Genomic DNA, 14,647 nt, shown 5'->3' with positions numbered 1-14,647 from the left:
GGCGGCGCGTTCGGGATGCAGCGGGTCGCGAAAATACCGAAAGGCCCTGCCTAGGCCTCACCGGCAGCCTGCGGGCGCCCTTCGCCGGCCCCGCCCAGCAGGTGCACGGTCCGGGTCGGGTACGCGAACTGCAGGCCCATCTCCTCAATCAGCTGCATCAGCGCCAGGTTGACCTGCTGGCGCACCTCGAGACTGCGCGGGTATTCAGTGGTCACCGTGAAGTACTGCACCATGATATCCAGGCTCGAGGCGCCGAACTCCGTGAAGCGGACGATGAGCTGCTCGGGATCGACGTCCGGGTTGCCGCGCAGCAGCGCCTCGATGCGTTCCACGAGTTCCTGCATCTGCGCGGCGGTAGCGTCGTAGGTGATGCCGATCGTGAACTTGATGCGGCGGCGCGGCATCAGGCTCTGGTTCTCCACCGTGGCGTTGGCCAGGTTCTGGTTCGGGATCGAGACCACCGTCTTGCCGGCAGTGCGCACGCGCGTCGAGCGCATGCCGATCTCCTCGACCACGCCTTCGCCGCCGGAGAACGTGATCACGTCGCCCACGTGGAAGGGCCGGTCGAGCATGATCATCAGCGAGCCGAACAGGTTGGCCAGCGTGTCCTTCGCCGCCATTGCCAGGGCCAGGCCGCCGATGCCGAGGCCGGCCAGCAGGCCCGACACCGAATAGCCCAGGTTCTGCGCCACCAGCAGGAGCCCGAGCACGGCGATGAACACCTTGCCGCCCTTGCGGGCCAGCGGCACGAGCTGGTCGTCCAGCTTCGATTCGGTGCGGGCCGACATCTCGCTCAGAAGCGTGGCGCCGGCGTCGGCCAGGCGGAACGCCATCCAGGTCACCAGCAGGATGGAGACGATGCGGAACAGGCGGTCGAGGGTCGCGAGCCACGTCCACTCCGGCTGCAGCGAGACCAGGTAGCGGATGCCGAGGAACACGCCGGCCAGCGGCAGGATGGCGCCCAGCGGCTTGACGATGGCCTCGACGGCCAGGTCGTCGGCGCGTGATTCGGTGCGCGCCGTGAACTTCGCCAGCTGGTGGCTGGCCACATAGCCGAGCACCAGCCGCGCGATGAAGCCGAAAGCGGCCAGGAGGAAGCCGATCGAGACCTGGTACATGGTCCACGGTCCGGCGGTCTGCTGCAGGAAGTCGCCCATCGGGAGCCCCTCAGTCCCGCGGCGCGTCGGCCGCGGGCGGATCGCCCGGCAGCAGCACGCGGCTGCCCCGGGTCAGTTCCTCCACGCTGCGCCCCGTGCAGGCGCAGAGCAGGTTGAAGTAGATGTCCTGGATGCCGCCGACCTCGATCCTCGATGAACCGGTCGCCAGCAGGCCCACCGTCCAGTCGATGAACGGTTCGTTCTGCTGCATCACGAGCGCCAGCGGGATCGGCAGCAGGCCTTCGTCGCAGGCGAAGCCCATCGCGCGGCCGCCCAGGCCGGCGGCGCGCAGGATATGCGCGCGTGCGCGCTCGAAATTGCCGAGGCCCACGTCGGTCAGGGCGGCATAGAGCGCTGCCTGGCCGGTGCGTCCCCACGGGCGCAGGCCGGTGCCGGTCTCGACGAGCACCAGCGCGCTGTCGGGCGCAGTGACCAGTCCGTTGAGCCAGCGCACCTGCACGCCGGCGGGCACCATCAGCCGCGGGCCCAGGTCGCCGCCCAGCGCTTCGTGCAGGTCGGTGCGGCCGGCCCAGCGTTCGCCGTAGCGCTGCGCGTGTTCCAGCGCGCCCGGCCCGGCCGGCACCTGCAGCAGGGCGACCTGCCGCACAGCTTGGCCGCCGCCCATGCCGTCCACGCCGCGCAGGACGCTGCGCGCTTCCCACGACAGGCTGGTGGCGCGCACGATGTCATCGGCGGGAAGCCCCAGTTCATTGCGACGCGTGAGCACGGTGCGCGTGGTGAACAGACCCCAGGCGATGCAGGCGACCAGGCCCGCCACGATGGCGGCGCGGGGGCGGGGCAGGCGCTGCGGCAGCAGGGTGGCCAGCAACAGCGCCCAGCCGGCAACGGCCAGGTAGGCCATGTAGGGCGCCAGGTGGTGCTTGAGCGGCAGCACCGGTGCCAGCGCCAGCAGCGAACCGGCCAGGGACGCCAGGACCAGGCGCCGTCCGCGCCGCCAGGCGATGACTCCCCACACGGCCCAGGCCGCGAGCAGGGCGCCGCCGAGCGCGACCGCTGCCCACGACGGTGTCGCGTCGACCAGCGGGCCGGGCAGGGCCAGCCAGCGCGCCGCGAACGCGAGGTTCAGCAGGGCGCCGCCGACAGAGCCCGTCTCGTACGGCGCGCCCACGCTGCTGTCGAAATGCCGCCAGGCCAGCACCGCGGCCCCGCCGGCTGCCGCCAGCATCACCGCCAGCGCCACGATCGCCGACGGGCGTTCGGTGCGGCGCGGCCCGGCCCCCGCCGCCAGGAATGCGCCGAGCAACAGGCCGAGTCCGAGCCCGGCTTCCTTGGCGAGCAGGGATCCGACGGCCGCCAGTGTCGCGACCGCGATCTCGCGACGACCGCCCTCGCGTGCGGCGAGCCAGCGATCGACCGCCAGCAGCGCCAGGGTGGCGGCCAGCAGTTCCTGGATGCCGGCGGCCCAGTAGAGTGGCGTGAAGGCCAGCGGCGAGGCGGCAAAGAGGAAGCCGGCGACGGCGGCGGCAGTCGGGGCCAGCCCGCCGCGACGGCCCAGTCGCACCACCAGCAGCGACGCGGCGGCGTGCAGCGCCAGGCGGATGACTGCGTGCGGCGCCGGCTCCAGGCCGAACAGCGGCCACGTGGCCTGCCAGTACGCGTGCTGGCTCAGCCAGCGGGCGGGGAACCCGGGAGCGCTTTCGAGCAGTCCGGCGGCGCGCGCCAGCAGTCCCCAGTCGTCGCGGCACCACCAGGCGCCCAGCACGGGCAGGTGCCCCAGAATGGCTGCCAGGGCAGCGGCCAGGGCAGGCCACAGACCGGCGCGGTCGCGCCAGGCACGACTCGCAGCCGGCGCCGTGGCTGGCGTCGGGTTCCCCGCGGGAGCGGGCCCGGGATCGGGATTTGCGGGAATCTGGTCGCTGGTCACGGCGGCTCCGGTCGGGGCGGTTCGCCGCGCATGGTAACCGCTGGCGTCGGGTTTTGAAACCCGAACCCGTTGATGCTATCATGGCTGGAGCCCTCCTCTGGGAACTGGACATCTTGGACCCGTACCCCCATCCATCGAGGAATGCCGATGCCCTCCGGACGTCCGCTGCCCGTATTCATCCTGACGGTGATGCTCGCCGTGTCTTCCTTCCCGCTGACCGGTTGCGGTTCGCAGGCCGATGCGCCCGGGGCCCTCGTCATGGACACCGCGGCGCACGAAGCCTGGGAGATCGCCCTGGTCGAGATGCGCATCGACAAGAACGAGGAGTTCGCCGACCCGGCGCGCACGCCGCTGCCGGCGGACAAGCTGCCGACGTTCGAGGGCCTCAACTACTACTTCCCGAAGCCGGAGCTGCGCTTCCGCGTGCCGCTGGTGGCCGAACCCAAGACCGACACCGTGACGCTCACCAAGCGCAAGGGCGAACAGGTGCAGTACGTGCGCAAGGGTTCGGTCGCTTTCACGCATGCCGGCAAGGTGCACCGCCTCGGCGTGTTCGGGCCTGCCGACACGGCCTCGGGCGACTACCTGTGGCTGCCTTTCTTCGACGCCACGACCGGCAAGGACACCTACGGCGGCGGTCGCTACCTGGACCTGAAGGTCGATGCCGACGGCCTGGTCGAAGTCGACTTCAACTACGCCTACAACCCGCTGTGCGACTACAACGCCGAGGCCTTCAACTGCACGCTGCCGCCGCGCGACAACACGCTCGACTTCGCGGTGGAGGCGGGCGAAAAACTGTTCGCGGGTGCGCACTGACCGCCCGTGGCTGCAGCGCGGTGAAAGGATTCCGATGAGCCGAAGCACGAAGTGTCCGCTGGTGCCGGCAGTGCTGGCGGCTGCGGTGTGGTTGCTGGCCGTTGCGCCGGCCGCCACGGCTGTCGAGGTGTTCGCCGGCTGGGCGCTGGCCGATGTGGGACTGCACGACGATCGCGGCGGCCCGGTCGTCGGGCTCGGTTCGCGCACGCCGCTGGCGCCGGCAACGCTCGATCTCGTCTACGGGCTGGAGTATGTGCAGAAGCGCGGGTCGCAGCCGACCTGGTTCGCCGATCCGCTGACGGGATTCACCGAGGCCGATGCCGAGGTGACCCTTCATGTGGTGCAGCCTGTGGCGCTGCTCGAACTGGCGGTGCTGCCGCCGGCGATGCCGCGCCCGTACGCGGGCCTTTCGGTGGCGCTCAAGCTGGCCGAGTCGTGGTCCGACTTCCCGGGCGAGCCCTCCACCGAGTGGGGCTACAAGGACGTCGATTTCGCCGCCCATTTCGGCCTCACGCAGGGTGTGGGACCGCTGCATCTGGACCTGCGCTACAGTCGCGGCCTGACCGGGCAGCTGGTCGTGGACCCCGGCGCCCCGGCCGCGGCGAAGGCCGAGGACCCGTTGCCGGGCGTTTCCGAACCCGTCGCCGGGGCCCACATCTCGCTGTGGCAGCTGGCCGCCCGGGTGGCTTTCTAGCGCCGGGGGGCAGCGGAACGGTCCTGGCCGGGCACCGGCCGAATCTGCCCGGGCGGGCGCGAAAGCGGCCGCCCGGGGCCTTTTTGGAACCCGGGTATCGATGGTATCGGGTTATGCTGCAAGCAGTTCTGGCATTTTTGATCGGCACGGAACTTGCTGTGCCGTCCCCGGAAGTCCGCGCCAACGCCCGACGGACCCGACGACAGGGACGGTCATGCCCCGTATCGACGCCTTCCTCAAGATCATGCAGGAGTACAGCGTCTCGGACCTGCACTTGAGTGCCGGCTGTGAGCCGATGCTGCGCATCAACGGCGTGCTGCAGCGCGGCGAGCATCGTCCGTTGTCCGAGGAAGAGCTCCGGATCACCATCTACGAACTGCTGTCGGAGACCCAGATCGCGCAGCTGGAAGAGCACGGCGACCTGGACCTGGCCTACACGCTGCCGGGCGTCGCCCGTTTCCGCATCAACGCCTACAAGAAGTACCCGGGGCTGGCGGCCGCCTTCCGCATCATCCCCAACGAGGTCCCGACGCTCGAGCAGCTGGGCATGCCGCAGGTGATGAAGAACATGCTGACGTCGCGGTCGGGGCTCATCCTCGTGACGGGGCCCACCAACTCGGGCAAGTCGACCACGCTGGCGGCGATGGTCAACCACCTGAACGAGACGCTGCACGGGCACATCATCACGCTGGAAGACCCGCTGGAGTTCATTCATCCGAACAAGAACTGCCTGATCAACCAGCGGCAGGTGGGCGAGCATTGCGAGACATTCGCCTCGGCGCTGCGGGCCTCGCTGCGCGAGGATCCGAACGTGATCCTGGTCGGCGAGATGCGCGACCTCGAAACGATCTCGCTGGCGCTCACGGCCAGCGAGGTGGGACAGCTCGTGCTGGGCACGCTGCACACGCGGTCGGCGTCGCAGACCATCAGCCGCATCGTCGATCCGTTTCCGGGCAACCAGCAGACGCAGATCCGGCACATGCTCTCGGAGGTGTTGGTGGGCGTGTGCTCGCAGCAGCTGGTGCGCCGCGCCGACAAGAAGGGCCGCGTGGCGGCAATGGAGATCCTGGTCGGCAACCCGGCCATCCGCAACCTGATCCGCGAGCAGAAGAGCCACCTGATCAACAACGCCATGACCACCGCGCGCAAGGAGGGCATGCAGCTGCTGGACCAGCACCTGGGGCAGATGATCGCCGACGGCACCATCACCGCCGACGAAGCGGTGCGTTACGCCGCCGAGCCCGCAGCCCTGGCCCAGCGCGCCCGCAACGAGACGCGCCCAACCCCGGTGCACAGCTGACATGGCCACTTCACGCCCGGAACGCCTCGACCAGATCCTGATCCGTCTCGGCTTCGCGACGGCGGCCCAGGTGTCCGAAGCCCTGCGGAAGCAGCAGGGCCTGGGCGGGCGACTGGGTACGCATCTCGTCTATGCCGGCCACGTGACCGAACAGCAGCTGGCGCAGGCGTTGTCCGTGCAGTTCCAGGTGCCGGTCTTCGAGGCTGGCAGGGACAAGCCGTCGGCCGAACTGCTGGAGCGCCTGCCCGAGGGATTCGCGCGACGGCACCTCGTGCTGCCGCTCGCGCTCGACGAGGAGAGCGGCGTGCTGTCGCTGGCGGCCGTAGACCCGCGCGACACCGCGGCCGTGGGCGAAGTGAAGCGGTTGCTGCGGTGCCGCGAAGTGGCGCTATGCGTGATCGCGGAAGTGACGTTCGAGAAGATGCTCGGCGGCCTGGGCCTGGACGACGGCGGGTTGCTGGGACCGCGGCGGCTGATCGAGCTGCCGGAACTGTTCGAGGGCCGGGCCGACCCGAACGATCCGAAGGCGCGCGGCCAGGAGGCGGTTGCGGCCGCGGACCCGGAGGCGGCACCACGTACGCTGCTGGTCACCGAGCGCGCCTTCCTGCGCAGCTTCCTGGCGCCGCTGTTCGAGCGCGAGGGCCGCGAGCTCATCGCCACCGCCGACGGCGCCGAGGCTGCAGCGGCGCTCGGGCGCGGGGGCATCGATCACATCCTGGTTGCCGACGACATGGCCGACGCGTGGCGCCACTGGCGTGCGCAGGGCCAGGTCGCGCACGTGCGCGTACCGGTGACGCGGTTGGAGTCGGTGAGCGGCGCGTTGCTCGGCGCCGTGGCGCCGTATGCGGCGATGCAACAGAGCCTGCTGCGCGCGCTGCGGCTCGTGGCCGAGGGCCTGGGCGAGGCGCAGGGTGCGCCGCCCGCCTACGACCTGCTGCGGCGCGACGTGCGCTCCCTCGCGGCGGCGCTGGGCCTGGAACGGCTGGCTGTCGACGGGCTCGAGGCTGCGGTGCTGCTGGTGGCGCCGGCGGCGCCGCCGGCGGCGAACGTCGATGCACTGCTGGCCGACGACGGCACCGGTGTGGACTGGTCGCGCACGCTCGAGAATGCCGCCGCGGTGGGCTTCCCCTGGCGCGTGGAATCCGCGCTGGCGGCGATGCGGCAGCTGTTGAGCGAACGCGTGAACCTGGACGAGTTCGGCCGGCAGGACGCCGAGACGGCGCTGGCCGGGCAGGTGCTGGCCCTGACCTGGCATCACCACCAGCGGGCCGGCGGGTCGGCCGGCGCCTCCGGGAACCGCGCGGTGAACCTCAAGGCCGCGCTGCGCGCCAAGAGCGGGCACCTGGCGCGGTCCGAAGTGATCGAGCAGTACCTGGCGCTCATCGAGCGCAGCGAGGAAGACCTGCTGGCCACGGCCGGCCACCAGGTGCTGGTGGTCGGGCGCTCCGATCGCGCGCTGCGGCAGCTGTCGACGCGGCTGGGCCACCTCGGCTACCGCACACTGACGGCCGCTTCTTTCGACGAGGCCGCTGCCCTGTGCGAACGGCAGGCGCCGGCAGCCGTGTTCGTCCACGATGCCAGCTTCCCGCAGGACATCCTGCGTGCGCGTGAACGACTCACGGCCGGCCCGCGCCTGCTGGTCTATGCCGTGACCACGCACGCGGACCCGGCACAGGTGCTGAACCTGTTCGACGCCGGATTCGACGACGTCTTCGCGCTGCCCCGCGATGTGGACCTGGTCGCCGCGCGCCTGCGCAAGGCGCTGCGTGCCGGTGCCGGTGCCGGTGCCGGTGAACCTGTTGCACCTGCGCGCCCCGGCAGCTTCCAGGCGACGTTCACTGCCTTCGCCTTCACCGACCTGATGCAGACGCTGAGCCAGAGCCTGAAGTCGGTGCGCATCGAGCTGGCCGGTCCCGGCGGCGAGCAGGCCGTGGTCTACCTTGATCGTGGACAGCTCGTGCACGCCGCGTGCGGTTCACTGCGCGGCGGCGAAGCGGTCTACCGCGTCATCGCCTGGGAGGACAACGGACGCTTTGCCGTCGAGCCCGCGGGCGAATTCCCCGAGCCCAACATCGGGCTGCCGCTCGAATCGATCCTCATGGAAGGCTGTCGCCTGCTCGACGAGAGCCGCATCTAGCCCGACAACGCCGCGCTTCAGTGGCGGATCAGCAGCATGGCCCCCAGCAGCACCAGCAGCACGCAGACCAGGGCCTGGAACAGGCGGTCGGAGATGCGCACGTGCAGGCGATGACCGATCCAGGCGCCGAGCAGCACCGCCGGAAGCACCGCCAGCGATGACCACAACCGCGGCGCGGTCACCAGGCCCGTAGCCATGTAGCTGGGCACGCGTACGATCGTCATCAGCAGGAAGATCGTCATCAGGTGGCCGCGGAAGACCGTCTTGTCGGCGGCGCTGAGATGATACCAGATGATGACGGGCGGGCCGCCGGTGCCGAACAGGCCGGTGAGCACGCCCGAGACCAGGCCGGTGGGCGGGCCGGCCCAGGCGGGCGGCTGCACGCGACCGCCTGCGGGCAGGCGCAGGAAGACCAGGCCCACGGCGATGAGGAACCAGCCGAGCACGGTCAACACCACGGTCGGGTCGCCGCGGCTGAGCAATCGCGCGCCGATGGGGATGCCGACCACGACACCGGCACTGATGCCCAGCAACGGCCGCCAATGCAGGCGGTGGCGGGCGCTCCAGGCCACCAGCACCTCGGCGGGCAGGTTCACCAGGAGCAGCAGGACGACGACGTCCTTGATCTCGGGGAACAGCAGCGCCAGTGAGCCAACTGCCGTCAGCCCCGAGCCGAACCCGAACAGCACGTAGATGACCTGCGCCACGACGAGGATGACGCAGGTCAGCGCGAACTGCATCGGGTCGGTGAAGATCGTCGTGGGCAAGGTCATCGCGCCTCAGAAGTCGTGATGGATGGTGGCGTGCAGCCAGGGGTCGGCGCCCGGGTCCGCCAGGAGCCAGCGCCACGGGCCGTCGAGCGGCGCGCCGCCGGCGGTCAGGTCCGCGCCCCAGGCGCCCAGGTGAAGCGCGATGCCGCCGGCTGCGTCCAGGTACGTGGTGCTGCCATCGTCCGTTGCCCCCCGTACGTACCCGCTCGTCGTGGTCATGGCGAGAGAGGCCCGCAGGCTCAGCCACCAGTTCAGGCGCTGTTCGCCGGCGAGGCGGAGTGCGACCGCCCGTACGTGATCCCAGGCCTCGTCGAGCGGTGCGCCGGCCCGCAGGCTGCGACGGCCGGTGGCCCGTGAGTATTCGCCCGTCACCGCAAGCAGGCGATCGGGATCCGGCTGCCACGACCACGCGGCGCCGAGCCGCCAGAAACGGTTGTCGTGGTCGAACGCCGATTCCGGAAGCCAGGTCTCGCCGATGACCGGACCGCTGAAGTCCTCCCGCAGGCGCTCTCCCGCAATCGACAGGACGGACACGTCGCCGATCGCGATGAATGCCCGCGCCCGCGCACTCCATGAGCGGTTCGAGGCCAGGGCGCCCGTGTCCCACGCCGCCGGGTCGCCCGGCGCCTGCATGCGGTTGCGCTGCCGGCGCATATCGCCGGCCACGTCCAGGTAGGCGCGCGGCGAGAGGTCGAAGCGCGCGCCCAGGCCGATGTCGTCGCGGTGATGCTCGAATTCGTCGCGCGCATCGGCGTCGGACGACCAGCCGCCGTAGGCGCTGCGCCAGGTCAACGCCAGGTCGACCGGGCCCAGCGTACGCCCGGCCAGCCAGCTGAACGAGGCGCCCGGTCCGTCGCGGTGCAGGCCCACGTGGTCGCTGTCGGCGGCGCGCGCGTGGATGGCGAAGGCCGCGGTCCACGGACTGGTGCCCTCGGCCGGGACCCAGGCCAGCCCGGCGGAAGGGCCGGTGCGCGGCAGGTCGCCGTAGGTCGTCCAGCCGTCTTCAGGGTCGATACGGCCGCTGTCGAGCCAGAGGCGACCGGCGTGGTCGCGCGCCGAGCCGGGCCAGCGGAAATACGCTGCGTCATCCTCGAGGTAGTCGCCGACCGCGAGGGCCAGGCTGCGCGCCGGTGTTGCCGCGGCAGGCGCTGCCGTCGCGGCAAGCAGGCCGGCCAGTGCGCACGCCGTGACGACCGGCATGGCCCGGCGCCACCGCGATCGGGCCGTGCCTGCGGCGGGCCGGGCCCTGGCTGCTGTGGATGGCAAGCGGTCTCCTACGGGAAGTCCGTCGGCCTGGTGAGCGCCGTGGCCAGGGTCGGCTGGGCGCTGCCGGAGTCGGGGGCGGCGCCGTCGAGGGGCACCACCTGTGCGTAGAGACGGGCCCGGTTGAGCACCTGGTTCACGTAGCGGACTGTGCGGCCGCCGGCATACGGCGCCGAGACGATCTTCCCGGCCCAGACCGAGTCGGCCAGCTTGGGCAGCGTCACCGAGACCGAGCCTTCCCAGCGGTTCGGGTCGCGACGTTGTTCCATGGCGATGCGCCGGGCGTCGGTGATGCGCGTGGGGCCGGCGTGATACTCGGCCAGCGTGAAGCACCAGCGGTCCAGAGAGTCGCAGTATGCGTAGCCATCATAGATGGTGCGCAGCAGGCGCACGCCGGCCGTCAGGTTGGCGCGCGGGTCATGCAGGCTGTCCGCCTGCGCGCCGGCGACCGAAGGCAACACCTGCATGAGGCCCATGGCGCCGGCGATGCTGAGTGCTTCGGGCTCGAAGCGCGACTCCTGGTAGATGAGCGCGGCCACCACGTGCCAGTCCATGCCGAAGGCCGCCGCGCGTGCGCGGATCAGGTCGTCGTACTGGCTGATGGCCCCGCCCAGGTCCGGGCGCAACTCGGCGTCGCGGAACCGGCGGATCGAGCGGGGGTCCTCGAAATAGCGTTCGTGCAACGTGGCGTAGAGGTCGCTGCGACGCTCGCGTCCGTCGGCATCGACATTCAGGTGGCTGCGCAGGAACGCGTTCAGGGCGGCACGGAGTTCGGGGCTGTTCTGCCGCACGAACCACACCGTCGGCCTGCGTTCGCCGAGCGCCAGGCTGACGCGCACATCGTCGCGATAGGTAAGCGCCGCCTGCGCCACGAGGTCGTCGACCACCGCGGCGTCCAGTCGTCCGCGGGCCACCTCGGCGACCAGGTCCTCGGCGTCGAGCCTGGCTGGCGAGACCCCGAAGCCCAGGCCCCAGCCGCCGGCGTCCGACATCTTCTGCAGCTCGCGGCGGAACGGGTCGTGCGCCGGCAGGGTCACCGTCAGGCCGCCAAGGGCCGCCGGCGCATCGGCGCGCACGTCGTCGGCCGGCAGTACCAGGACCTTGCGGGCAAAGTTGGTCGGGCGCGTGACGGCGACCCACTGCTCGTGCTCGGGTTCGGCGATCAGGCTGCCGCAGGCGATGTCGCCGACGCCTTCGTTGAGAAGAGAGACGATGTCGGCGCCGGGTTCGGTCACCACGGCGGCCACGGACAGGCCGCGCTCGCGGGCGAAGAGTTCTATCAGTTCGTACTCGAAGCCGGCCTGCCCGCCCTTGTGCAGGAAGTAGTTGCTGGAGTCGTAGCGGAACAGGACGCGCAGCGCGCCATCGGCCCGCAGGTCGCGCAGGTCGCGCTCGACCTTGGCGTGGGGAACGGCGGGGGCGGGCGGGGCCAGCTCGGCGTACGGCGCCGGCGCGCGATCCCGGCAGCCGGCGGCCAGCCAGAGGATCGCGATCAGGGCCACGCGACTGCGGCGCGGGAAGTCGTGTCGTGATGGGAGCATGCGTTCATCCTAGGGCAACCGGGGGCCGCTGGCAACGGGCTTCGGCAAGGGTGGCTCGGGTCCCTGGAATGGCGCCAGTCCGGGAAATAGGTGGCCGTGCACCCACCTGCGCCTGATAATATCAAATAGCCGGAACGACAACGGACCCGCAGACTTGTGGCGATACTCCGGGGAGAACCCTCTTCAGATGTGGCTGGTTCGCATCAGGCCATTGGGACTCGCCGTCCTGTGCGGTGCGTTGGCGCCAGCCTGGTCCCAGGCGACGGCCGAAGCCGGGCGAACGTCGGTCACCGGGCCGGAGTTCGCCGTGGCGAGCGCCGGCGAGCGCCGCCTTCTGGAGGCGTTCGGGCTTGCCGGCGATGCGGCGCATGCTCCCGGTGACGCCGCCGTTGCCGGTGACGACCCATCCACCGGGCGCTGCGGCACACCCCTGATCATCGACTACCTCGCGCAACGCGATGAGCTTTCACCGGCAACGGTGTCGCTCATCGACCAGTGGCTGGCATTCGATTCCCTCGGCGACACGCTGACCAGCGCCAGCGGCCACTTCCGCCTGGCGTGGTTGCGCGACGGCGACAATGCCGTACCCCTGGCTGACTTCGACCCCGCGGACGGCATCCCTGATTTCGTGGCGCATGTGGCGGAGTACCTGGAGGATGCCTGGACGGTTTCGTCCGAGGTCGTGGGCTTGCGGACCCCGCCCGGCCGCGCGCCCGTGGACGTCTCCTTCCGGCGGATGCACTTCTACGGCTATACCGTGGCGGTCGATCCGCAGGCCGGAGCGACGCGCATGGTGCTTCACAACTCTTTCGGCCGCTTTCCGCCCAACGACGACCCCGAGGGCAACGCCGCCGGCTCCATGAAGGTGACGTGCGCGCACGAGCTGCGCCATGTCAGCCAGTACGCGGGCAGCCGCTGGAGCGAGGGCGGGTGGACCGAACTCGACGCGACCTGGGCCGAGGAGCGCACCTGCAGCCAGGTGAACGACTACCACCACTACCTGCTGGGTGACAGCCCGGTCCGCCGTCCCCAACTGTCCCTCGACCACGGCCCGACCGGGACCGGCACCTACGACGATTCCGTCTTCCAGATCTGGCTCAACGAGCGCTGGGGTGACGCGCTCATCCGTGACTACTGGGAGAGGCGGGTCACGGCGCGCGACGAGGCCCCGCTGGCGTCGTGGGATGCCGTGCTCGAGCCGCGCGGCGCATCGCTGGCTGCCGGCTGGGCGCAGTTCATGGGCTGGAACTTCGCCACGGGCACGCGCGCCATCACCGGCGTGGGCTATCCCGATGCCGCGGATTTTCCCACCAGTGAACCGGTGGCGGTCCTGGCCCTGTATCCGTCGTCGACAGCGGGGAAGGTCGAGCACCTGGCGACGGCGCCGGTCCTGTTGTCCGGCTTCGAGGCACTCGGCGACCGCCTGTTGGCCCTCGATTTCGACGGCGATGACACCAATGGCAGCGGCCCCATGGCGCTCGGCCTCTACGTGCAGACGCACGACGGCGGCGGCTACCTGGAAACCGTGGGACTGGACCGGCACAACGATGCGCGGGTCGTGTTGCGGACGCCGGCGTCGTCATTGCGCTCGGTCGGCGTCCTGGTCGGCAACCCGTCCCGGGCCGGTGAAGCCCGGCCATGGACCGTGGCGGTGGATACCGTGCCGGGGCCGCCGAAGCCGCCCGCCGGCAGCCTGGCCGGAGCGCAGCCCAACCCGAGCAATCCGGGGACCTGGTTGACCTGCGAGATGTCGGCGCGGGCGGATGTTACGCTCGAGATCGTGGATGCGGCCGGACGGCGCGTTCGGCGCCTGTGGACCGGTTCCCTGGGGCCCGGAAGCCACCGTTTCCATTGGGACGGGCGCTCCGCGGACGGGCGGCCGGCCCCGGCCGGCGTGTATGTTGCCCGCCTGGGGCTGGGTGGCGGCTGGCAGAGCCGGAAACTGACCCTGGTGCGCTGAAGATGGGCGGTCGGCCAATCCGGCGGTTGTCCGGACAGCGGTCATGACTTAGCCTTGTGCCCTTGGCCTTGTCCCCTTGGCCTTGTCCCTTTGCCGAGCGGGCGCCGCGCGGGGAGGTCGCCCGTGGACGATGTGCGGATCTACACCGGCACACTGGTAGCGGATCTTGTCCTGGGCGAGTCGCGATCGCTGAAGGACCTGCGGGCGCCTTTGCGCGCGCTGGTCCAGCGTTTGCGCAACCGGGATTTCGCCGTGGCCCGCGTGGGTCCGGCGGACCTCGCGCAGCGGGCCTTCGTCGCCATCGCCGTCACGAGCGGCGATCCCGACCAGGTGGACGCGCAACTGGATGAAGCCGAGCGCCTCGTCTACGATTCCCCGTTCGAGGTTGCCGACCTGCGTCGGGGCGTGACCGTCGAGACGTTTCCTTCGGGATGAATGCCGGACGCGTTGCCGCGTGCGGGTACGGAGAACGGAGGCGACGTGCGCCTGGTCGACCTGAGTCATGCGATCGTCAGCGGCATGCCGCAGTGGCCCGGTGACGACCAGCCGTTGCGCGTGGTGCGGCACAGCGAGCACGGCACATCGCCGTGCGAGTCGAGCCGGGTGGAGTTCGGGTGCCACATCGGCACCCATGTCGACGCGCCGCGCCACTTCCTGGCAGGCGCCGGCGGCGTGGACGACCTGCCGCTCGAGCGTTTCGCCGGACCGGCGGTCGTGGTGCGGCCGGTACCGGGCGTCGGCCCCGGGCCGTTGCCGGCGTCGCTGCTTGACGGCATCGATCTCGAAGGCATCGGGTTCGTGCTGTTCGACACGGGGTGGTCCCGGTACTGGGGGCAACCCCGTTACTATGAAGACTGGCCGTGGCTTTCGGGCGAACTGGCCGGGCGACTGGCGTCGTGCGGATTTAAGGGCGTCGGCCTGGACACGCCCAGCCTTGACGGTTTCAACGGTCGGCGCGCGCATGACCTGTGTGCAGCGGCCGGCATGGTGAACCTGGAGAACCTGGCTAACCTCGGGGAACTGCCGACGCGCGGATTCAGCGTGCTGGCCCTGCCCCTGAAGCTGGCCGCGACCGAAGCCTCGCCCGTGCGGGCGGTGGCCCTGTTCGATCGATAGCGCGCGCC

General features: G+C 70.7%; 12 protein-coding genes. 7 read left to right on the top strand and 5 right to left on the bottom strand.

Features of this window, described 5'->3' with window-relative positions; translation table 11 throughout:
- Positions 1 to 50: 50 nt before the first annotated feature.
- Together IPG61_18015 and IPG61_18010 are read right to left on the bottom strand one after the other, a co-directional pair.
- Positions 51 to 1,157 carry a mechanosensitive ion channel family protein gene (locus tag IPG61_18015; GenBank protein ID MBK6735928.1) on the bottom strand — a complete coding sequence of 369 codons (1,107 nt, stop codon included), beginning with the start codon at positions 1,155 to 1,157 and terminating at the stop codon, positions 51 to 53.
- A 10-nt stretch (positions 1,158 to 1,167) separates the two neighbouring features.
- The gene (locus IPG61_18010; GenBank protein MBK6735927.1) at positions 1,168 to 3,042 is read right to left on the bottom strand and encodes a hypothetical protein; all 1,875 of its coding nucleotides are present in this window, start codon (positions 3,040 to 3,042) and stop codon (positions 1,168 to 1,170) included.
- A gap of 258 nt (positions 3,043 to 3,300) precedes the next feature.
- On the opposite strand from IPG61_18010, the gene IPG61_18005 reads away from it, so the two are divergent.
- The 4 genes from IPG61_18005 to IPG61_17990 all read left to right on the top strand — a co-directional run bounded on the left by IPG61_18005 (position 3,301) and on the right by IPG61_17990 (position 7,989).
- Positions 3,301 to 3,858: a DUF1684 domain-containing protein gene (locus IPG61_18005; GenBank protein ID MBK6735926.1), complete on the top strand. Its 558-nt coding sequence runs from the start codon at positions 3,301 to 3,303 to the stop codon at positions 3,856 to 3,858.
- Between the two features lie 34 nt (positions 3,859 to 3,892).
- Positions 3,893 to 4,552, top strand: a complete 660-nt coding sequence (locus tag IPG61_18000; protein MBK6735925.1) for a hypothetical protein — start codon at positions 3,893 to 3,895, stop codon at positions 4,550 to 4,552.
- A gap of 214 nt (positions 4,553 to 4,766) precedes the next feature.
- Positions 4,767 to 5,852, top strand: coding sequence for a type IV pilus twitching motility protein PilT (locus IPG61_17995; GenBank protein ID MBK6735924.1), 1,086 nt, complete (start codon positions 4,767 to 4,769; stop codon positions 5,850 to 5,852).
- Position 5,853: 1 nt separating this feature from the next.
- Positions 5,854 to 7,989, top strand: a complete 2,136-nt coding sequence (locus IPG61_17990) for a DUF4388 domain-containing protein (protein ID MBK6735923.1) — start codon at positions 5,854 to 5,856, stop codon at positions 7,987 to 7,989.
- Between the two features lie 17 nt (positions 7,990 to 8,006).
- Here the strand turns inward: IPG61_17990 and IPG61_17985 are convergent, their stop codons facing one another.
- The 3 genes from IPG61_17985 to IPG61_17975 form a co-directional block, all read right to left on the bottom strand.
- Positions 8,007 to 8,762: a sulfite exporter TauE/SafE family protein gene (locus IPG61_17985; protein ID MBK6735922.1), complete on the bottom strand. Its 756-nt coding sequence runs from the start codon at positions 8,760 to 8,762 to the stop codon at positions 8,007 to 8,009.
- A gap of 6 nt (positions 8,763 to 8,768) precedes the next feature.
- Positions 8,769 to 9,959 (bottom strand): hypothetical protein, encoded by a 1,191-nt coding sequence (locus tag IPG61_17980; GenBank protein ID MBK6735921.1) that lies wholly within the window; start codon positions 9,957 to 9,959, stop codon positions 8,769 to 8,771.
- 74 nt (positions 9,960 to 10,033) lie between these two features.
- Entirely contained in the window at positions 10,034 to 11,563 is a 1,530-nt protein-coding gene (locus IPG61_17975; GenBank protein MBK6735920.1) for a transglycosylase SLT domain-containing protein, read from the bottom strand.
- A 187-nt stretch (positions 11,564 to 11,750) separates the two neighbouring features.
- On the opposite strand from IPG61_17975, the gene IPG61_17970 reads away from it, so the two are divergent.
- The 3 genes from IPG61_17970 to IPG61_17960 all read left to right on the top strand — a co-directional run bounded on the left by IPG61_17970 (position 11,751) and on the right by IPG61_17960 (position 14,639).
- Complete coding sequence (locus tag IPG61_17970; GenBank protein ID MBK6735919.1) at positions 11,751 to 13,523, top strand: hypothetical protein; 1,773 nt, start codon at positions 11,751 to 11,753, stop codon at positions 13,521 to 13,523.
- 138 nt (positions 13,524 to 13,661) lie between these two features.
- Positions 13,662 to 13,958 (top strand): DUF503 domain-containing protein, encoded by a 297-nt coding sequence (locus tag IPG61_17965; protein MBK6735918.1) that lies wholly within the window; start codon positions 13,662 to 13,664, stop codon positions 13,956 to 13,958.
- A gap of 45 nt (positions 13,959 to 14,003) precedes the next feature.
- Positions 14,004 to 14,639: a cyclase family protein gene (locus IPG61_17960; protein ID MBK6735917.1), complete on the top strand. Its 636-nt coding sequence runs from the start codon at positions 14,004 to 14,006 to the stop codon at positions 14,637 to 14,639.
- Positions 14,640 to 14,647 lie beyond the last annotated feature (8 nt).

Source organism: bacterium (assembly GCA_016703265.1).
GTDB lineage: Bacteria > Krumholzibacteriota > Krumholzibacteriia > LZORAL124-64-63 > LZORAL124-64-63 > CAINDZ01.
This window is presented reverse-complemented; position numbering and strand designations above follow the sequence as displayed.